The organism is Leptospira weilii serovar Ranarum str. ICFT (assembly GCF_000332415.1).
GTDB classification, from domain to species: Bacteria; Spirochaetota; Leptospiria; order Leptospirales; family Leptospiraceae; genus Leptospira; species Leptospira weilii_A.
This window is the reverse complement of sequence record NZ_AOHC02000012.1, coordinates 102,440-123,149: the sequence shown is the minus strand read 5'-3', so window position 1 is coordinate 123,149 and position 20,710 is coordinate 102,440. Positions and strand designations below refer to the sequence as shown.

Sequence of the window (20,710 nt, the reverse complement as noted above, 5' to 3'; positions counted from 1 at the left end):
TCCTTAGGAATTTCTATCCAATAGTTTTCTGGACTTGTGGAATTCGTGCCAGGCTTTTTCATTTCGAAACGCCACCACTTGATCGAAGTAGTGTCTTATTTTTTTCAAGTCCTCGACGGAATCTTTTACGCCCGAACCGAGCATGTTGGAAACGATATGACCCGCGTTTACTTTTCCTTCGTCGTAGTAATACGCGTGTAAAACGGCTGAAAACCCCACGCTGACCGCTTCCGCCGTACTCAAAGTGGAGCCGAGGGGTTCCAGAGCTTTTCCGGAAATCGTTTTAGAATTCCGTAATTCGTGAAAAGAGGTTACTAACACTTGAGTCAGATCTTCCGGAAGTCTTACCGGCACGTTGGCCTGTTTCAACAAACGTTCCATCTCGCGCTGAACTAACGCTTGTTCTTCAGAAATACTTGCGATAGGCGCGACCGTTTCAAAGTTAAACCTTCGTTTTAAAGCGGAACTCATCTCGTTTGTGCCCCTGTCCTTTGTATTCGAAGTGGCTACGATATTGAATCCTTGTTTGGCGAAGAGCACACTTTCTTCTCCGTTTAATTCCGGTATGTGCAAAACTCTGTCGCTTAATAAGGAGAGTAACGTGTCCTGGATTTCGCCAGGACAACGGGAAAGTTCTTCAAAACGAACGATCTTACCGGATTTCATTCCTTCGTATACGGGAGCGGGAACGAGGGATTTTTCGGAAGGACCTTCCGATAACATGAGGGCGTAATTCCAAGAATAACGAATCTGATCTTCCGTTGTTCCCGCGCTTCCTTGGATCGTTAGGGAAGAATCCCCGGAAATCGCAGCGGCTAAAAGTTCGCTCAGATAACTTTTGGCGGTTCCCGGTTCTCCGATGAGCATGAGCCCTCGGTTGGTGGCGAGCGCGACGATACAACATTCTATGAAGTTTCGTTCTCCCACGAACTTGGGAGAAATTTCGGAACTTGGATCACCTAACACAAAGTCGATGACGGCCTGCGGGGAAAGTTTCCAGCCGAGAGGTTTGGGTTTTGATTCGTCCCTTTTTGCCAATCGGTCCAGTTCTTCCGCAAACAATTTTTCCGCGGGAGGTTTTTGAATGTCTAAAAGTGAATTTTGTTTTTCTTGCATATTCTAATATTCCGATATCTTACTCAAGCGATCGTATTCGACTCGATCGTTCGATTGTATTTTATAAAAATCATTCCGTGGTAAAACGTGTATTCACTCTGATTTCGCATAAAACTTCGTGTCGAATCGCTCTCCCCCGCGAGGGATCGACAGGAGAGTCAAGTTATTGCTTTTGAAAGAGTTTTGCTTATGCTCAAAAAAATTGCAATAACTTGACTGAAGCGGAGAGCCCGACCCGCCGAACCTAAACATTTTGTACGTTGTCACCATCCGATCGCGGGGCGCGGCCAACCTCCTAAAACTCCCGACTCCAACATTATTAAAATATAATAAATTTGGAATATTATAATAAAATCCCTAACTCCTAGTCCCTAAAACCTATCCACTAGTACCGATCGCGTTTAAAAAGTCCGGGTCCTTTTTGTAAAAGTCGAAATCTTTTTCGACGGTAAATTCATCGGTTTTTTTACCCAACTCTCTTGCCTTTTTAATGGCGCTTAACATCGGATCTTTTTGTTGAGTCAATGCGTAGTAGCAAGCCTGATTGAATGGGATTCTCGCATTGATGTACTGATCTCCCGTCATTTGAAATCCGAGCTTAAGAATTTCTTCGTCCTTTAAGATGGCGGCTAACGCGAACACATCGGCCGCAAAGACTTCGGCCTTACGATAATATCCTTCTGAAATTTTTAATTTCACTTCCCATTGATTGAGTTTTAAAAAGTCCTCCGCCTTGGTGAGAAACAAATGTTTGATCTTAGTCGCCGCCTCCGGGTATTTTCTTCCATTCATCAAATTCATATATTTTGCATATTCAAACTCGCACCATTTTTTCAGCCTGTCGAATTCTTCGTTTTCAAAATAGATATTTCGAAGAGATTTCATGTTTGCGAGAAAATCCGGGACGTCTGCGAGTTTTGTTTTTCTCAATCGTAGATCGGTAAGAGCTTCCAGTTTTTCAAGTTGAATCGGTAAAGAATCGATTTGAGTCTCTTCCAGATCCAAAATCTTCAAAGCGCCGAGACTTCCGATCGATGCCGGTAGGGAAGAAATCGGATTCTCGTACAAACGCAGGTTTTGTAGATTTTTCAAAGAGATGACTTCTTCCGGGAAACTCGAAAATTTATTTTTTCCTAAACTTAAATCGTTCAGTTGGGTCAGAGCCTTGATCGTAGACGGGATTTTGGAAAGTTGATTTCCGGTTAAGTAGAGATCTATGAGAGACGACAGTTTCTCGATTCCATCCGGCAAAGAAGAAATTTGATTTGATCGTGCGTGGAGTATTTGGAGATTTTTTAGGGACAACACCGCATCCGGAAGGGTCGAAAACTGGTTGGAACCGATATCGAGATTGATGAGCTGTTCCAAAGCTCCGATCCCTGCGGGTAAAGTTTTCAGTGCGTTTTGACTTAAATCCAAACGGGTAAGACGTTTGAGATCGCCGATACTTTCCGGTATATCCGTAAGATTACAGCCGCTCATTGAAAGGGAAGTTAGACTTTTGAACGTAGTCACGGCAACCGGAAACCGTTCGTATTTGGTCGCGTTTAGATCCAAACTGATTGTTGCTTTGGTTTCGCTTAACAAATTACTGCAATCAAAATCGGTTTCAAAACCTTGAATATTCCTAAGTTCTACTTCTTCCAATTGGACGCAGGAATTTAAAACGACCAGATCCTTTACGTTCCATTTGGAAAGTTCGATCTTTTTCAGATTTTTCAATTCCGCCAGAGGAGACGTGTCTTTTACGGGTTCGTTTATTTCCAGCTCTTCCAGTTTCTGGAAAAACTTGAGTTCCTGGATCGTCGTAATTTTATAAGAACTGCGCAGATCTAATTTTGTAACTTTAGAAATGGCTTTATGATTTTTAGACCTGGTTATGGAATGATCATCGGAAAGAAGTTTTTTCCAAGCGGCGGAAAATCCGTTGTAAATTTCGGTGTAATCGATTTCATCGAATACTTCCTCTTTCTTTTCCGGAATTTTCAGACTTTCCAATAAAATTTTGGCGGTCTCCTTCAAACTGTTTTCGTTCGAAGCGGGATAACTAAATCCGGAAACTTGCAACAAACCGTGCAGAGTTTCGCTGAACGCAACCGGAGTGATTTCTTCCAAGGAAAGTTTTGTTTCCCCGTCTTCGTGACAAGAAGGTTCTCGAAGGCCCTTTACAAAATAAGCGCCTTCCAAGTCCAAATCCTGTCCTCCGATGTTTCCGTACGAAAGGTCGTCCCCGTCGTATCGTATAACAGCGGTTACATCATCGGATAGAAATTGTTTGGAATGTTCGTCGATTCCTCCTCCGTCTCCGGCGGCGCCTCGGGACCAACCCATTTTCTCGAGTCCGAACACGAGTTGTTCCGCTTTTACTTTTTGTTTCGTAAAACCGGGAATTTCTTTTTTGTTTTTATCCTCTTCCGAAAGAACGTAAACCGGCCTACTCAACTGAGTAAACGGAGGAATGATTTCGTAATCGGAGAACAATTGTCCCCAGGATTTTTTTTCCTCTTGGGAAAGTAATAACGGATGAACGATTCCGACGTAAGCTCCTCCTTGGAGATTTAAAGATTTATCATATACATCCGCGTAATCCTGTTCGTCGGTAAGTCTGAATGTTTCGATCGATTTTTCTCGATCGGGAAAACAAACCCACCAAAGAATCGTTTTGGCAAGATGAGTCATTAACGGGTGTTTGGCGATGAGCATTTCCCATTCGGCCACTTTCCATCTTCTTCCGGTCACCATAGCCTGTTCCATTCTTTGCGCGTGGATTTTACCGATTTCACGGATTTGTTTTTTCATCAGCTTCCATTCTTCCACGGAAGCGTTCGCTAAGTCCGCGTCGTCTTTTGAATTCGGTTTTGGAAGATCGTCTTTGATTTTACCTTCTTCGTCTTTTACCATCGGTTTCAGATCCGGACCGAGCACAAATTGAAACTTACGAGGACCGAAATCGAATTCCCGTTTTCCTTGTTCGTCCAACCCACAATCCGGAACCACACGATCTTCGAGTTCCGATTTCTTGAGTCCTTTTTTCTTGGCGATGGATTCCATAAAGGTATTAGCCATCTCTTTGAGACCTTTGAACTTCACCTTTTGAGCGATTCCGTTCAATTGCATCAGCGCGGTATCCGAACCGATCGTTTTTAAAATTTCCAAACCTAAAACGGCGCGTTGGTGTTGGGATTCTCCCGGCCAAACTTTGATGAGAGGGGTCAATTTGAGAGCGATTCGATCTCCGCCTAACCGTCCTAAGGCGATAAACGCCCATTTGTCTTTGCTCGGAGCGCCGAGAGAAATCCAGAGTTCGAAAAGTTTCCAAACGAAATCGTCCAGGCTGGTAACTTCGGCGTGTTCTTTCAAACCTTTCAAAAGCGAAGAATCTCCCTCCAAACCTTTTTCTTTTAACTCGGACAAAACCGCGGCCGTTTGCGGAGCGGATAATTTTTTCTTTTGGATTAGAATCGGAGGAAGTTCTTCGGGAACGACCCAGCTAATCGGTTTTGCTTTGGGGATTTCTTGGACCGCCTTGGAAAGCCACTGCGGAGTTGTGGAATCGTCGAAAGGTTCCGCCATTAAAGTAGAATTTTCTAATATTTCATTTTTAACTTTTTCTTGGATCTCGGCGGAATGTTTTCCGTTTTCTTGAACGATTAAATCGCCGTAACCCCTCGCGAAAAGAGATTGGAGGATGTCGATCGCCAAGTCGGCTAACTTTTTATCGGCGTCCATAACCGTTGGAACGAGCCCTTCGATCGCAAAATGAGGGTTTTCGATGAACCAGGTTTTTGTTTCCGCCGCCAATTTAGGAACGGCATAAAGATGTAACATCGGTCGTGCTACTTCGCCCGCTTTGATGCCGAGGAACAACTTTAGCATTTCCTTATGCGGATCGTTGTTATAATTTCCGAACACTTCTTTGACGGAAAGTGCGACCCATTCCAAATCGGAATAACCGGTGATTGCGAGCCAGCGTTTGATCTCTTCTGCGGAATCTAACAAGTGGCCGATCTTACGCACATTACGTTTTACAATTTCAGAATTTTCTAATAGAAAGACGATGTTCTTTCGATATTTCGAATGCGTAAAATTGACGGTCGGTTTTTCCTGCTTCCAAGATTCCACAACCGGCAATAATTCCTCTTTCATTCCCAGATCCAGAGCGATCAGGAAAGGAGCGATGGCGGCGTTGGATTCCAATTCTTTCGGTTTTAAATGAGGTCGGATCCATTCCTTACAATGTGTCCGCTCCGATTCGTCCAAAATCGGCAAAAGACACGCAAAACCTTCCACATAAGTTCCATCCGTTGGATACGGATCTATATGATAGGTCGCTAAAAAATGAATGGTCTTTTCCAATCCGAATAGAGTATAGAATGGAAGCGTAATATACGAAGGAGGTATGATTTTTTTTTCTTCCCATTTATCTTCTGCCCGCTCCAAAAAAGTCATCGCATTTTAGAGAGTCAGATTTCCGTCGATCGTTTGAGAGCCTAGGAACTCCTGAAATTTTTGTATGTTCCGTTTATTTTTTTTACCCTCGTAGTCATAATCATCCAAGGCTTCCATTCTACTCAAGACCAGAAACCAAAAATGAGCTTCCGGTTTGCTCATAAACAAAGGAATATCTTGGTTCGTCCAATCGATGTCCCTCCCGTAATTCCCTCTTTTTAAGGAAGAAAGTTGTTCAATCCTCGCTTTGAGATCGAAAGTTTTCGGTTCTTCTTTGGGACGAACCGGTACGACGTTGGAACGGATTGCAAGGTCTTCTTTAGAAAGTCCTAAAGTTTTTTCGATCGGTTCTTTTAATTTTTTTGCTTCGATTTTGTGAATTCCGTTTTTTGAATGTGTTTCCGGGACTTCGTTGGCCGCGGATTGATTGGCGGTTCCCGACTTTGATTCGGTTTTTGTTTCCGAAATTTCGGTCTTACTTTTTACCGGTTTGTTCCCCGCCGATTTGGGTGAGGCGACTGCGACGACAATTTCGCCTTCGCCCGAGTTTTGATATCCCTTCTTCAACTTTTCGCTTAACAATTTATTTGCTTCTTTCAAACATTTTTCATCGTCGTCGAACGTTTTGGTTTGCGTCTGTCCGCTCGTTCCGATTTTTCCGTAAGTTACAGTAAAAGATTTTCCGGAAACTTCGATGTTCCAGAATTTATTGGAGGTTGCGTCTTGGTATGTTAGGTGGTGTTTCATGGGTTCCTTATTCTAATTTTTACTTTACAATCATCTCAAAAATTTGAAATTCAAATTCCTTGCCCGGAGTTTTGTCCCGATTTAATCTTGGAACGAGCATTTTATTCTCATAAAAAGTAAGTTTATTTCTTTCGTTCATGAAAGATTCGTCTTTCGGCTCCCAATCGGACTTGAGATGAACGAGTGAACCGTCTGAATTGATAAAAAAGAAATATCCATTTTTAAGTATCAGCGTATTTTCCCATGTCCAAAATTTTTCGACGAACATGCTCGATCCGGGAATTTTCACTTTGCCGATCAATTGCTTTTCATTTCTATCATAGATGTATATCAGAGGATCGTCACCATTGACTAAATATAAAAAACCGGCTGTTTTAGCGTAAACTCCCTTGACATTGGCCTGAGGCCATTTTAATACGAGCTCTCTATCGAGCGAGTCGTTCGTTACGGAAATTTTGAGTATTTCTTCTCCGACAAATTGAAATATTTCGTTTTCATAGAGTTGAGCCGGATTAGGCCATCCCTCTTCGACCGATTGCGTGAAACAATATTCTAATGTTTCAATATTATATATTCGGAATTCAAAACCGCGAAGGTCTCCGTATCCTAGTCCCTCGCAAGAAAACAATAAGTAGGCTCCCGAGACCAGTATCGAACAATTGGTTGCGATATTCATTATCTCCAATTTGTGCTTCTCAGTCGCAGGGACGATCTCCGAATCCAATTCTTTCAAGAAAACAATTTCGTCGTGCGAGCTTATGTCGTAAACGGAAAGGTTGAATTTTGTTCCCGTCGGGATTTTTCCCACCGAAAATACAAACAGACGATTTTGATGAATGCACATCTCATACGGCGTAATCTCCAAAGGAAGAAATGTTTTTAATACCGGCTGACTCGGTTTGCCGATATCATAAATTGCAATTCGATTGATCGATTCCGGGTAGTATTTCCAATTATCCTTTCCTAACTGCGGTTCCAATGTAATCAAATCATTTTGATGAATGAGCCCTTGCCTCACACATCTGGAAAGTTTTAAAATAGGGTTAAACGAAATACCGGTTTTGCTTTTCGTACTGTTTTTGTTAGTCGACGGGGTGATATAAAGTTCCAGGATTTCAGACATCCTGGTTAAGAACAACGCGCCCGCGTTTTGCTCCACAGGACTATCGACGATCAGATCTTCATGACTGATGAAACTGAGCGACGGCTCGTCGGTTGAATTCTTAGCATACGGATGATAAAACCACCAATCGGAATAATCGACAACGGGGCTGTAAACTTTTGACGGGTCATCCAGCGTTTTGCCCCAATTGATTTTTTTCAAATAAAAATCTTCAACGAGTCCATGATCTCCCAAGTATAACCTTGCCTCTTCCAGTTCCAGGCTTTCGTGTTTAAGGATAAGATTTCGAAAACTGATCGGCCATTCTTCGTATTGTCGTAATTCGGCGGGCGGTCTTGCGAGTAGAATATCGGATGGAAACTCGATGATTAAAGAATCTTCGCCTATTTGCGCGCTGATCGCTTCACTCATCACGCCTTCCAAAACCTTTTCATAACCGGGTGTATCGGCCAGATACGAAAAATGACTTATCAAGGCTTTGGGCAAGTCCTTTGCGTTTACAATCGCTTCCCATTCTTTGAGATAATCTGCTTTGGGCTCGTTCTTCTTTTTTTCCGTGTTTGTGGCAGTGGATTTCGTATTAGCAAGAGTCGCGTCATCTTCGACATATCCCTTCTTCAACTTTTCGCTTAACAATTTATTTGCTTCTTTCAAACATTTTTCTTCGGTGTCGAAAGTTTTGGTCTGCGTCTGTCCACTCGTTCCGATTTTACCGTAAGTTACCGTAAATGATTTTCCGGAAACTTCGATGTTCCAGAATTTGTTGGAGGTTGCGTCTTGGTATGTTAGGCGGTGTTTCATGGGTTTACTTTTGAGTGATTTAGATCATTTTAAAAATTGTTGATCTACGAAGATTTTAATTGTGATTTGTATTCGGAAAATTTCAGATTGTATACGTTTCGCGCCTCAACGGGTGATAATCCAGTCTCTTCTTGAATCATTTCCGGATAGAACTCATCTTCTCCGTCATACTCGTCTCCATCGGCGGTTCCAAGACCCATCAATACACAATCGCAGTCTTCAATTAATTGTTTTAAAAGTTTTTTCCGGTTTTTATCGCTGATCTCGGAAAGCCCGGATTCTGCGATCTCAACTCGATTGTGAAAATCCGATTCTTTTTTAATTCTTCGGAATAGTTCATCTTCTTCGGATTCGGAGAGTCCGGATGGTTTTTTATATCCTTCCTTTAACTTTTCATTCCATAACGTTTCAACTTCCGCAGAAGTTTCTTTTTCATGAGAGAACGTTTTTATTTCAATCTTTCGATTCAACCCGACTTGACCTTCGGTTATAACTAACGTATTTCCAAAACACTCCGCTTGCCAGAATTTATTGGAGGTTTTGTCTTGATATGTTAGGTGGTGTTTCATGGTTGGTTTCCTTATTCTAATTTTTACTTTGTGAGGTATGTTGAACTTAAATTTTCGATTTGTTTTCCGATGTCTGAAATTTTTTCGAAGAAGAACTTTTTAGATTCTTCATCGCTGATAACCAAGATCGTCAATGGTAAATAAAAATTCCCGCGTTGTCCCTGGAATATTTAATTCTGCCCGAAAAAGGCTGCGCATAAAAATCGTTTCATCTACTTCGAGTAAATAAATATTTAACTTCGAGGCGGTAAAAGTCAACTCAAGACAAAAGTCGGTTCCACAACGAATGATACCTCCGCGAGGTGTCTCTTTTTCCTTTCCTAATTCCGACTTTGTCATCGAGCGAATCCTCTCATTTCCTAAGATTAAAAGAGAAATAAAAACAAATACAAGGAAGTCTCGTTTTTTCAAAGTCATCTCCGGACATCCGTTTCACGCCATCCGTTCCGATCTTTTCGTAAGTTATCGTGTTTGAAAGGATCTAGAAATTATAGGATAAATAATAGATAGGCAGTCATCGGATCAAATTTTTTTGCGTTAATATTTTTGCACTTTATAAAATGATGGGGATTTGTTGGGGATAAATGGGAAGGGTTATAAAATTTGAGAGTCGTTCGGATCTTTCGTATTTAAAAACCGATTCAAAGCGGATCGAAAAAATTTATGGATTGAAAAAGGAACCCTTCTCAATTTTTTGAAATTTCCGGAACGAATATGAAAAAATATAACGAATTCCTTCTTAGAAAATGGAGGAACGAAATAGATTCGGTTCGCTTCTATTTCGTCCGTTTTATTTTTTCTATAACTTATCTCGAAAAAAAAATCTTACGGTTTCAAATTGCTTTTATTAGGAAAACACGTATTTTTAATATACGTTATTATCGGTTTTCCTTTCCGATTACTCGATTCCGGAACGGTCTTTTGGTCGCCGGAATCCTACTTTACCATTCGCCTTTGTTCGCGCAGAAACCCATCCAAGTCGAAATCCTCGTCACGGACGAAACGGGGAACAACGCCGTCTCCAACACTCCGATCGTATTTCAAGAAATCGGAAAGTATCTCATTACAAACGGAGAAGGTTCCGTAAAAGTTGTCTTTCCTTCTCCCGGTACTTACAACTTGAGAATCATGACTTCGGAAAAAGTTTTTAAAAAGACCGTAACCGTGGAACACGACGGCCAGAAAAAATTTCTTTTTGTGCGTAAACCCGTTCCCGGAGAAATCAACGTTTACGGTGAAAAGGATTTGGAATCTCTTTCCAGATATACTCTTCATCAAGAGGAGATCCAAAGATTACCCGGGGCTCAGAACGACGCACTCAAGGCGATTCAAACCCTTCCGGGAATCGCCGCCGTTCCTCCGATCGGTCTTTCCTCCTCTTCGTTTAACAATTTGGTGAACAGCGTGGGAAACTCCAATCCGTATTCCAACAGCGAACGCGGATTTTTGGTCATGCGCGGAGGAGGGGCTCTCGCAAACGGTTATTACCTCGACGGTTTTCCGATGTCCTATCCCTATCACTTGGGCGATCAATCTTCCGTATTAAATAATAATATTATAAAGTCTTTTAACGTTTATTCCGGGTCGTTTCCCGTACAGTTCGGATTCGCAACGGGAGGAATCATCGACATTCGAACTCCGGATGCGGTCGCCAAAACTTTCTCCGTTACGAATCTGAATACGTTTCTTTCCGACGTTTATCATCAAAACAAAATCGCCGAAAATTTATATGCGATCGTTTCCGCGAGAAAGTCTTATCCGAACGTCGCTCTTTTAAAATTATATCCGGACGGAATTCCTCGGGACGCCAAATACGCGGACTACGAAGATTATCAGGCCAAGTTCAACTGGAAACCCGGAAACAATCATACGTTTAACGTTCTGTTGTTCGGAGCCAAAGATAAGCAGAAATATACGAAGGCCCAGGACGATTTTGAAAACAGCAAAAAGGAATTCCTCGGACTTTCGACTTTGCAAGAAGCCGCTTCGGGTCGTCCTCCGGTCGGCTTGGATCGATTGTTTAGAACGAGCGGGTTTCGATATACTTACAATAACAAATCCTGGTTGGAAACTTCCGTATCCGTTTCCAATAATTACTTTAAGGAATTTTTCGAAGTGGATTTCAAAAATCCTCTGACCGCGGAACGGATTTTCGAACTTCAGAACGTTACGACTCAAAACGTCAACTTCGTTGAAAACAATACAAGAATCAATTTGATTGAAAGGTATCTAACGTTCCGTTTCGGAGGACAACTCAGGGATAAGGCGATTCAACTTCAGGGCGAAGACATCAAATCTTCCAACGCAACCTTTCTCGATTTTTTCAACGACTTGCTGGATTCCAATCGTCAATTTCGCGCTTTGATCGAAGGGGATTCCATTCATACCAGAGAGATTGCGGGTTTTGCGGAAATGGAATTTAAGATCGGAGGTTTTAGCGTTCTTCCGGGATACAGACACGACTATTACGATAAGGTCCACGAAAAAAAGGACGCGTTCCGAGGAAGAGCGGAATATGAGATTTTAAAAACCGGAACCAAGTTCTTAGCGGGAACGGGGGAACACTACAACGCTCCGCTTCAGATCGAACAGTTTTCTTCCCGATCCGGAAATCCAAATTTAAAGATGGAACATTCGATTCATTCTTCCGGTGGAATCGAACAGAGAGTTTCTTCGGATTATCTGATCAAGGTGGAAGGTTTTCACAATCAATATTCCAATCTTGTAACTCCTGACTCGTATGTTCAAGATCCGTATCAACCTAACAACGAAAAACGAGACATCGTCAATCATCCGGACGACGTTCAAGAAAATCCTCTGATCGTAAGAAACATGAATTATTCCAACTCAAGGGACGGATATTCCAGAGGGGTTGAGTTTTTTTTGAAGGCCAATCAAGGTTCCGCTCGCAGATTTTTCGGTTGGATTTCCTATACCAATTCCATTTCAAAAAGAAACAATCACCAACCTCAACTTACGGACGACGAAGAAAACCAAAGGGCCCGAGACAATAGGGGTCATAAACTTCAGTATCAGATTCACGAAGGCGGAAATTATCTCAACTACTACGACGACGGGAAATACGAACTCCTTGTGGACAACGACAAACTGCTGTTATACGACTACGATAGAACTCATATCCTAAACGTGGTTTTTGCGTTGAAGTTCGGTCAGAGTTGGCAGCTCGGTAGTAAATATACATATCTCACGAACGTTCCGATGACGCCTATCGTGGATTCTTCCAAGGCTTCGGCGGTTGCGTCCACCGGAATCAATCTTTACAATCCAACGTATTCCGAATATTATAATTCCGGAAGATGGCCGGACTTTCATCAATTGGATATTCGGATCGATCGTTTTATGAACTACCAATGGGGTTATGTGAACACTTACGTGGAGTTGATCAATTTTTTCGGAAATAGAAATCAGATCAGTCAGACGTTCAATAATTTCGGTCCTTATTCCAGGGACGCCGTTACCAATCCTTTGACGGGAATGACCACTCCGAGCAATCCCGCTCCGGTTTATAACTCCAATTATATCGAGTCGACCGCGATCGGCGGACAAGTGAAATATTATCCTCTCATCAGTATCGGGATGCAGATTAAGTTTTAGAAAAATATTGGAGTTGTTGAAAAATTCGATAGTGGGGTTTAACAAAACCGCCCCGATCGTCCATTTCAATGAAACGGATGGAGAATCGATTTTTCAAAGATCCATCATGGAATTCGCAAATATGTTTAAAATAAAATATTATTCTAATATACTATGCGCTAGGGATGTGGAGCGTGCGCAGCAGTCGTCTCGTTAGAGACGACTGCTGCGCACGCCGGAGCGCGGAACAAGCCCGGCCTGCGCCTTTTCTCATTGAATCTTTGTTTTGCGATCGGTAAAGGCGCAGGAGCGCCCGAACTTTTTCGGATTCTTTTGCCGATCTTGAGTTTTAGAGATTCTTTTTGCGAATCCGAAATTCGATTTTGAGAACCGTTGCGATTTTGAATCGGTTCTAATTCTAACCTTTAACTTTGCGATCTATTCCTTCCGAAAAGGATGGACAGAATGTCTTTTTTTTGATTTCTGGAAAGGATCAATCTTAGAATCAACTTTGTTCGATTCAATCATCAAAAGTAAGGGATAACAATCATGTCCGGACATTCCAAATGGGCTACGATCAAACGTAAGAAAGACGCGATCGATTCCAAACGTGGAGCCATTTTTACGAGAGTGGGAAAAGAGATCACGGTAGCCGCAAAGATGGGCGGAGGAGAACCGGAAGGAAATCCGAGGCTCAGACTTGCGATTCTGAAAGCCAAATCGGTGAACATGCCCAAAGATAATATCGAAAGGGCGATCAAAAAAGGAACCGGAGAATTAGAAGGGGTCACTTACGAAGAATGTCTCTATGAATGTTTCGGGCCGGGCGGAATTGCGATTATGGTTTCCGCGGTGACCGATAAAAAATCGAGAACCACTCCGGAGATCAAAAGTATTCTTACGAAACTAGGTGGATCTTTGGCGACGTCGGGTTCCGTAAGTCGGCTCTTTGAAAAAAAGGGAGTGATCGTTTTGGAATCTTCTCAGATCGGAGAAGACGAACTCGTGGACATCGCAGCCGGCGCCGGCGCGGAGGACGTAATCAACGAGGGCGAAGTTTATCGAGTTATCACTTCTCCGGACGATTACGAAACCGTTTTACACGCGTTAAACGAAAAGGGACTCAAATCGGAAGAATCGGAAATTCGTTATATTGCTTTGGTGAGTTCCGAAATTGCGGACAAAGAAGTTGCAGAAAAGGTAATGAAGTTGATCGACCAGCTTGACGGGCACGACGACGTTACTTCGGTCACTTCCAACTTCGAATTGGCGGCTTCGCTCGAAAAAGAATTTGAGTGATTTTTCGGAAACTTGTCTTCCCGCAACCTCGAATCATTGCGGGAATGAATTTTCAACTTTGCAAGAGCTCCGACAAGAATGAGACTTTTTACTTGCAAAAAGTATGATTTTCTGATAGAGAAAAGCCTCACGAGCCTTCTCACCTCCCACCCAAAATCAGGGGAAACTCGATACAACGCGGGCGCGTTGGAGAAACTAAAGCACAACGGTTCCTATGGGGCGCGTTGTGGGGCGTAAGTTTCACAGAAGATTTGTCGTAATTCCGACAGATTTTCTTCGGATCCAAATACTTGTGGGGTTGGTTATGCCGTATAACTCGGGGATAACGATCCGGTTTCCGCGTGAAGTTCGCGGTTTTATGACCGTCGTAAATTTAAAATTCATTTTATAGAAGTTCTCTTATGTTAAAAAAAAACGTTCACTCTTTGAGGATCATCGGAATCGATCCGGGTTCGCATCGTGCCGGATATGCGGTTTTGGAAAAGGCCTCGTCTAAGATTCAAATCTTAACGTATGGAACCGTCGAGGTTCCTTCCGGAACTCCGAGTCCGGAAAATCTTTTGATTTTACGAAAAGGGCTTACTGAAATTTTGGAAACATTCAAACCTTCCGTCGCTTCGGTCGAGGAAATGTTTTTTGCCAAGAATAAAAAAACGGCTTCTCGAGTATTCGAGTCCAGGGGCGTTCTTTTGATTACATTAGCAGAAATGAATATTCAAATTTTAGAACCTACGGTTTCTCAGATTAAAAAAGGAACTACGGGAAGCGGAACCGCCGACAAAAAACAGATCCGTCAGGCTTTGAAACTTCTGTTGGGTGTGGACTTGCTTGCGGGACACGACGACTCCTGGGATGCGGTTGCGGCGGCCTACGTCGGACTTTCGATGAGTTCCAGTCCTTTGTTGCGGATTCGAAATTAGGAATTCCATTTCAAATGGAATATACTTTAGGCTTTTAGTATATTCCCGTTTCTTAAATTATGACATCGTGAGTTGCGGGATTTTCAAGGCTCAATGCGGTTCGGAACGGATCGCAACATTATGATCGTTTGCTCCAGGTTTTGCTTTCGGCCAAGACTTTTCGCTTCGGCGGCGTGTCTTGAAACCGGTTTTGAAAGGATTTATCCTTTAACGGAGCTAAAATCGATTCCGTGATTGCGAAGATCCTTCTCGGTGAGATCGGTAATTTCCAAAACAGTATTTAGATCGATTCCTTTTGCAAACATCTTGCGAGCGTCTTCGATCTTTCCTTCGATCTTTCCTTCGATCTTTCCTTCTTGAATTAATTTTTCCGCCGTAGTCATAGCCAACTCCTCATACCTTTCCAGTCTCGACAAATGAAGCATTTTTTTCAAAACGGACGGTTTTGAATCCCTCACACTATAGATATACAACAATAATTTGTTTAAGATAGCAACCTTTTTTGGTTCCTCTACAATCTCAAGTAAGAGGGAGAAAAGTTCCGGGAGCGCTTTTTGAAACTCTTCCTCCCCTTCTCTAATCCTGTAGACCAGTCCAAAAATTACCTGAAGTGTGATACTCTCCAGTTTCTCTTTAAATTCCAATCCGGACAAATCAAACAAGTCGATCATGAAATCGGGAACAAAGTCTCGCAGGTGTTTTCTTTCCTCTTCCGTTAGGACGAACTGATCCAAAAATCTTTCTCCGAGTTTCCATTCTTTTTCTCCGTGATAGAATACGAAAGGAATTACGACGGATAATCTTTCTCCATTTCTTTGTTGGTTACGATAGATTTCGGAGAGATAACCTAAGAGCTGTATGTAGATTCCGTTGTCTAAGTAGCTTTTATGTTCAAATAAAATGTAGACGTTGGCTTGATTTCCGGATTGTAGAGGAATCCGAAATAACAAATCCGTCTGCTCTTCCTTGAGTTCTTCCGATATCAAACTGGATTCCGATAGTTCCAACTTTTCCAAGTCCAGTAGTTCGACTACTTTCGGAGGAAGTGTTTTTCTGAAAAACGGAATTGCTTCCGTCTTGTCCTGTAAGGTTTCTCGGATCAATCGATCGTGTGGGTTGTTTACTTCAGGCATGATTTATAGTCGATTACTACCGAGTAAAGTCGTCAAATCCATTTTTAAGAGTAATGGTTCGGCTACGTTTGTGGAGAAAGCGGAAAGAGTCGAAATAAACTCTTTTAAATTAAGGATATATTTTATTCAAAATTTATTATATACTCAACAAGGATCGAGAATTTGTTCTTAGACGTTTCTATTTTTCAAACCGCCTTTCCGGGGATGACTTTATTTATCCTGCTTTTGCTCTTGTTATTTTGTATATATTGAATTTAATATATTCCGTATTTTGAAAACGATTGAATCGTTTTATTTTTTTTTGCTCTTGAGGCCGTCCTTCTTTTTGAAATTATATTCCGTTATGCGACTCTCTATTATTTTCATTTTGCGAATATATAATTTCACTCGGCAGTCTTCAGTCTTCGCGTCACTCGAAACGCGGGAACTCCCGTGAAGTTTGTATTTTTATTCTACTTCGGTTCCTTCAAAAGGAAGTTTTGTGGTTTTGATATCCAACAAGGGCCCGAGTTCATAGATGTTCGTATATCCGTACGCTTTCAAGGAAACAAAGGTAGAAAGATTCAACGAAGCCGCAGGCGCCTTGGCTGCAAAAGCCTGAGGACTGCCTGTAAAGTTGTTGTTACAGTAGATTAGGATTTTGGAATTTAGATTCGGAATCGCTTCTGCAAGGGATTCTTTTGTAAACTCGGTAAACGGTAAACTGATCGCGCCTTGGATATGTCTGAGTTTGTAACGGGATTCGCTGCGCGCATCCAAAAGAATGACGTTCTCGGTTTCAATCATCTTTAGAAATTCTTCTTCCGTAAGACGTTTTGCCTCTCTTTCTTCCGAGGAAGAATTTACGGTTTTCTGAAAGCCCTTATAATCGATCAGTCGATTCGGGATTTTGTTTTTCGTTTTGAACATCGTTTTCTCTTTTGCGATTAGGGTTCCGCTCATACAAACGCTCAGTAGTAGGATCAAAAGAATTCTCATAAAACGTTCTCCTCAAAGTGATTTAAAATTTTCGAAACCGATTCTCTAAAAAAGCAAGAACGAAAGAATCTTGCAAGTCGATCATTTTCCGTTGATTTTATTCCGAGGGGACTTGACCCGATTTCAAGCAATTTTTTTTATGAAACGGTTTGTAGGAACCGTTCCATTTCCATCCCTTATTCAAAAACGCATTCCGACTTTTTAATATATCTACGGACGCAAAAAGTCGGTACGATTATAAATTCGATTTAATGGAATTCTGAGAAGGAATGGAAATCAATACGGTGATATTCGATCACTTATAAGGAGAAAAATTTCGGGACATTGATGGCAAACCGGGAATTGAAAAGATCAAAATACCGGTTTATCTTGCGATAGGAGATACGACTATCTCATGCCTCGGTTTATCTTTTTTTCTTTTTCTTTACCGGAACCGACTTTTTCTTAGGAACCGATTTCGATTTTGAGGATTTTGAAGAGGACGAATCTTTTTTAGGGGCCGACTTTTTTTTGGAAGTAGGCACAGGGGATTGGGCGGGAGTTTTCGGGATCTCGACATCTTTCGGTAGTTTAGAAGATTCTACTTTTCTAATGATCGGTTTTGGATCCTTGTTTTCTTCCGCGGTGATCAAATCGAACAGGCATTCGATTCCGAGTGGGCCCATAAATAAATTCAAATGACCGGCTTCGGGAAGTTCCACGTCGTCAAAATGACCTAAACGGGAATTTTCGGAAGGAAGAATGAACTGATCTTTTTGCGTGAACACGGATTGAACATTAGGCAACTTTTCGAATACGGCGCCGACTTCCTGAATGTATTTTGAATTCGGCATCATTTGCCAGCAGCAGATAAACATAGGAGCAAAGTATGCGAGATTCGTTCCACGAACGGGAGTTCCCGCGATAAAGATTTTTTTAACTCGATCTCTTCCTTTGTAAGTAAGACCAGAAGCGATCAAACCGCCCATTGAGTGACCTACGATGTAGCAGTCTTTGATATTTTTTTCGATGAGGAATGTTTCTAAAATTTTGCTTTTGGTTCGGATGTTCCCGACTTGAAAACCGAGCGGAACCGCGTAAACCGGATGTCCGTTTGCGGAAAGATGTTTGCGCATCGCTTCCCAAGAAAGAGTTCTACCTAAAAACCCAGGCACCAACACGACGGGACGTTTATCACCTTCGGGAGAATCTTCCAGCTCCATAAAAATTCCGATGATCGTGTGCCAGAGACAAAGGATCGTATACCATTTTTCTGCTAAAAATTGAAGAATCGGATTTCGGACCGAACGATTGTCGGATACGTAGGCGAGGTGATCATTCATAAAGTTGCTCCCGGTTGAGTCCGGATGTAGGGTTGATTTTTCCTCTTTGCCGCTCCTTGAAAATCAAAAAATCAAAGTAAGAATATTTCCGGGTGTTGCAACGTTCTCGAAAAGGGAAGATGCTATTCTTTCTGAAACTTTAGAGAAGCTGAATTGATACAATAACGCAAACCGGTAGGTCTAGGTCCGTCGTTGAACACGTGACCAAGATGTCCGCCGCACTTCGAGCAGAGAACTTCGGTTCTTACCATTCCGTGACTGCTGTCCTTTTCTTCATCGACCGTACCCTCTTTTGCGGGTTGATAGAAGGAAGGCCAACCGGAACCGGATTCGTACTTGGTTTCGGAGGAAAATAAAATCGTGCCGCAAGCCGCGCAAACGTAGTTTCCCTTATCGTGATTTTTATAAAGGGCGCCCGTAAAAGCCATCTCGGTACCCTTTTGTCTTAGAACTTTATATTGTTCGGGAGTGAGTTCTTTTTTCCACTCATCATCGGATTTATTGATTTCGTACTTCATCTTTCCTCCTTTTTTGTTTAACTTGTCCGAGTCTCCGTTGGTATCACAACAACCCGAAAAGAACAAGGAAACGGCGACAACCGAGAGTAAAATTTTATTTTTCATAACGGAAGATTCGTTTTGAATCTTGGATAAGTTACTGGAAACCGACCGTTTCGCTTTACAAGAATGTTCGGCTTCGTCGGCGTTTAGGTTTCACCTTGGCGCCAAGCGGATTCATAAAGGCGCAGGCGGACCCGAGTTTCCTTTTGCGTTATTAAAAATTTCAAGCCAATGACACAGCTATAACTTTTGCGAGTTAGATTGTTTTGGAAAACTCATTTCTAAAACCCTGTCTTCTGACTCCCAACGACCGATATCTGACTCCTAGTACCTGTACTCTTCCACGATTTCTCGGAGTGAATCGTCCATTTCCCGGATAAAACGAAGTTCCTGAGTCATTCTCCACATCGTAACCGAACCGTGATAGGCCATCAAAATTCTCCTCGCGACGTATTGAATGTCCATGTTTCTTTTGAGCTGACCGGAACCGATCGCCTTTTGAAGATAGTCTCCGATCATGCGGGTCCATTTACCGACGATGTCCTTTAAGAATTCCGTATATTCGGGATCGGAATCCATAACCTGACTCGCAAAACCTGCAAAAGGACATCCGACGAATTCTCCGTGACGGATTTGTTTTTCTTTGAGAATCACCCAGGCTCTCAAAAATTCTCCGAGGTCCGGATAACGATCCATCAAATCTTGAAGATCGCTGAGAGTTTTTTCTTCCTGACGCGCAAGGTAGGCAAGTCCCAATTCTTTTTTGGAAGGATAATGATCGTATAAACTCGCCGCAACGGAGTTGGATTCCTGGATGATCTGTCTCATACCCGTATTGGAAAAACCCTGTTTGTAAAAGAGAGAAGTGGCCGTGTCTAAAATTCTTTCCCGAACGCCGGTCCCTGATTCCTTTTTTTTACGCGGTTGAGTTTTCATGACGGAACGCCGTATATCCAAGAAAAGTGTAAGGTTCATTTTCCCATCGGAAAAAACTTCTGTCAATGACTTTGAAAGTGAGGAATAAAAAAACAGAACGAACGTTCTGTTTTTTTGTTTGATCTAAAATTAGCTCCGTCTAAACTAGGGTCAGAATCTCCCCAAAGGCAAATGTGAGGGAATACAATTTCGCTTCATTTCGCTATTTCGCTCCCTACGGGTCGCGAAATAGGGTCAGAATCTCCAAAAATACGGAGGGCCGATATGATCGCGGATGAAATTCAACTCGTGACTCGGATATCCGATCTGGATACACAGAGGCACGTGACCAGCCGGACTTACGAGAATTTTTGTCTGGAAGGCCGGTTTCGGACCTTGGAAAAGAACGGCTTTTCTCTAAGGGAGATTTTGTCTCAAGGGATAACGATTCATCCTTTGGAGTCTCAGATTCGATTTTTTGCCCAGCAGATGGAAGGAGCCAATCTGAAGACGGAAACGACGGCTTTCCCTCTCCAAGACGGTAAAATTTTTTGGGATCAAAAGATTTTATCGGATGTGGGAACTCCCGCGGCGGAAATCAAAACCCTAACGTATTCGGAAAAAGGCGGAAGTCCGATCGATCTTCTTCCTTATGAAAAAACGGAAATCACCGGATTCGATCAGTTCCAACAAATTCCCGATTTTCGAGGAACTTGTAAGACCGTGGACACGGAGATGGTCACTCTCTACAGCGAGAGAAATATTTTCGGAGAGTACAATCCCGCTTACCTCTGGAGAATCGTGGAAGATGCCAGATGGTTTTTTTCCACCGAGACCGGTTTGACTTTCGAACGATTTGTGGAGATGGATACCACGATGTTTTTTATGGGCGGAGTGTTTCGATTTTTTCATCCCGTTCCGGCGGGGAAAAAAATCAAAGTCAGCACTTGGATCCATTCTTTTGAAAAGATCCGGAGTTATATGAGGCACGAGGTTACGGACGTGGAAACCGGCCTAAGATACTTTGCGGTTCAGGACGAACAGTTGGTGGTTTCGCTCGCCAAGTCCCGACCGAAAAAGGCGCCCGAAGAGTTCCAGAAACTCGTGGGAGATTATGTTGAGAATTTTGAATATTCTCGAAAGTAAATATAGGATTTATGATTAAAAATTTGAAGTTTGGAGAA

13 protein-coding genes and 1 pseudogene are annotated in these 20,710 nt (G+C 42.4%); 4 read left to right on the top strand and 10 right to left on the bottom strand.

Annotated elements, in window-relative coordinates; all coding sequences use genetic code 11:
* Positions 1–3: 3 nt before the first annotated feature.
* From LEP1GSC060_RS01785 to LEP1GSC060_RS19865, 5 genes and pseudogenes are all read right to left on the bottom strand, one after another.
* A complete protein-coding gene (locus LEP1GSC060_RS01785; protein WP_002995063.1) occupies positions 4–1,116 on the bottom strand; it encodes an AAA family ATPase in 1,113 nt (370 codons plus the stop codon).
* A 378-nt stretch (positions 1,117–1,494) separates the two neighbouring features.
* Positions 1,495–6,312: pseudogene (locus tag LEP1GSC060_RS01780) on the bottom strand (DUF4132 domain-containing protein).
* A 19-nt stretch (positions 6,313–6,331) separates the two neighbouring features.
* Positions 6,332–8,236, bottom strand: a complete 1,905-nt coding sequence (locus LEP1GSC060_RS01775; RefSeq protein ID WP_002995375.1) for a WGR domain-containing protein — start codon at positions 8,234–8,236, stop codon at positions 6,332–6,334.
* 44 nt (positions 8,237–8,280) lie between these two features.
* A complete protein-coding gene (locus LEP1GSC060_RS01770; RefSeq protein WP_002995440.1) occupies positions 8,281–8,805 on the bottom strand; it encodes a WGR domain-containing protein in 525 nt (174 codons plus the stop codon).
* Positions 8,806–8,913: 108 nt separating this feature from the next.
* Positions 8,914–9,216, bottom strand: coding sequence for a hypothetical protein (locus LEP1GSC060_RS19865; protein ID WP_155119603.1), 303 nt, complete (start codon positions 9,214–9,216; stop codon positions 8,914–8,916).
* Positions 9,217–9,519: 303 nt separating this feature from the next.
* Between LEP1GSC060_RS19865 and LEP1GSC060_RS01760 the strand changes: the two genes are divergently transcribed.
* From LEP1GSC060_RS01760 to LEP1GSC060_RS01750, 3 genes are all read left to right on the top strand, one after another.
* Positions 9,520–12,420, top strand: coding sequence for a TonB-dependent receptor plug domain-containing protein (locus LEP1GSC060_RS01760; RefSeq protein WP_002995116.1), 2,901 nt, complete (start codon positions 9,520–9,522; stop codon positions 12,418–12,420).
* Positions 12,421–12,948: 528 nt separating this feature from the next.
* Positions 12,949–13,698, top strand: coding sequence for a YebC/PmpR family DNA-binding transcriptional regulator (locus LEP1GSC060_RS01755; protein WP_002995481.1), 750 nt, complete (start codon positions 12,949–12,951; stop codon positions 13,696–13,698).
* A gap of 425 nt (positions 13,699–14,123) precedes the next feature.
* Positions 14,124–14,618, top strand: a complete 495-nt coding sequence (locus LEP1GSC060_RS01750) for a crossover junction endodeoxyribonuclease RuvC (RefSeq protein ID WP_036095187.1) — start codon at positions 14,124–14,126, stop codon at positions 14,616–14,618.
* Between the two features lie 200 nt (positions 14,619–14,818).
* On the opposite strand, the gene LEP1GSC060_RS01745 is transcribed toward LEP1GSC060_RS01750, so the two are convergent.
* The 5 genes from LEP1GSC060_RS01745 to LEP1GSC060_RS01725 all read right to left on the bottom strand — a co-directional run bounded on the left by LEP1GSC060_RS01745 (position 14,819) and on the right by LEP1GSC060_RS01725 (position 19,547).
* Positions 14,819–15,751 carry an Rpn family recombination-promoting nuclease/putative transposase gene (locus tag LEP1GSC060_RS01745; protein ID WP_002995201.1) on the bottom strand — a complete coding sequence of 311 codons (933 nt, stop codon included), beginning with the start codon at positions 15,749–15,751 and terminating at the stop codon, positions 14,819–14,821.
* A gap of 447 nt (positions 15,752–16,198) precedes the next feature.
* Complete coding sequence (locus LEP1GSC060_RS01740) at positions 16,199–16,729, bottom strand: rhodanese-like domain-containing protein (RefSeq protein WP_002995474.1); 531 nt, start codon at positions 16,727–16,729, stop codon at positions 16,199–16,201.
* A gap of 404 nt (positions 16,730–17,133) precedes the next feature.
* Positions 17,134–18,051, bottom strand: a complete 918-nt coding sequence (locus tag LEP1GSC060_RS01735; RefSeq protein ID WP_002995210.1) for an esterase/lipase family protein — start codon at positions 18,049–18,051, stop codon at positions 17,134–17,136.
* Positions 18,052–18,173: 122 nt separating this feature from the next.
* On the bottom strand, positions 18,174–18,569 hold the full coding sequence (gene msrB / locus LEP1GSC060_RS01730; protein ID WP_196221622.1) for a peptide-methionine (R)-S-oxide reductase MsrB: 396 nt from the start codon (positions 18,567–18,569) through the stop codon (positions 18,174–18,176).
* Positions 18,570–18,935: 366 nt separating this feature from the next.
* On the bottom strand, positions 18,936–19,547 hold the full coding sequence (locus LEP1GSC060_RS01725; protein WP_002995249.1) for a TetR/AcrR family transcriptional regulator: 612 nt from the start codon (positions 19,545–19,547) through the stop codon (positions 18,936–18,938).
* A 264-nt stretch (positions 19,548–19,811) separates the two neighbouring features.
* Between LEP1GSC060_RS01725 and LEP1GSC060_RS01720 the strand changes: the two genes are divergently transcribed.
* On the top strand, positions 19,812–20,672 hold the full coding sequence (locus LEP1GSC060_RS01720) for an acyl-CoA thioesterase (RefSeq protein ID WP_002995459.1): 861 nt from the start codon (positions 19,812–19,814) through the stop codon (positions 20,670–20,672).
* Positions 20,673–20,710: the final 38 nt, after the last annotated feature.

Bases quoted from the DNA above. Each gene is read 5' to 3' on its own strand.
- LEP1GSC060_RS01785 (WP_002995063.1), bottom strand. From the start codon at position 1,116: ATGCAAGAAAAACAAAATTCACTTTTAGACATTCAAAAACCTCCCGCG.
- LEP1GSC060_RS01775 (WP_002995375.1), bottom strand. From the start codon at position 8,236: ATGAAACACCGCCTAACATACCAAGACGCAACCTCCAACAAATTCTGG.
- LEP1GSC060_RS01770 (WP_002995440.1), bottom strand. From the start codon at position 8,805: ATGAAACACCACCTAACATATCAAGACAAAACCTCCAATAAATTCTGG.
- LEP1GSC060_RS01760 (WP_002995116.1), top strand. From the start codon at position 9,520: ATGAAAAAATATAACGAATTCCTTCTTAGAAAATGGAGGAACGAAATA.
- LEP1GSC060_RS01755 (WP_002995481.1), top strand. From the start codon at position 12,949: ATGTCCGGACATTCCAAATGGGCTACGATCAAACGTAAGAAAGACGCG.
- LEP1GSC060_RS01745 (WP_002995201.1), bottom strand. From the start codon at position 15,751: ATGCCTGAAGTAAACAACCCACACGATCGATTGATCCGAGAAACCTTA.
- LEP1GSC060_RS01740 (WP_002995474.1), bottom strand. From the start codon at position 16,729: ATGAGAATTCTTTTGATCCTACTACTGAGCGTTTGTATGAGCGGAACC.
- LEP1GSC060_RS01735 (WP_002995210.1), bottom strand. From the start codon at position 18,051: ATGAATGATCACCTCGCCTACGTATCCGACAATCGTTCGGTCCGAAAT.
- msrB (WP_196221622.1), bottom strand. From the start codon at position 18,569: ATGAAGTACGAAATCAATAAATCCGATGATGAGTGGAAAAAAGAACTC.
- LEP1GSC060_RS01725 (WP_002995249.1), bottom strand. From the start codon at position 19,547: ATGAAAACTCAACCGCGTAAAAAAAAGGAATCAGGGACCGGCGTTCGG.
- LEP1GSC060_RS01720 (WP_002995459.1), top strand. From the start codon at position 19,812: ATGATCGCGGATGAAATTCAACTCGTGACTCGGATATCCGATCTGGAT.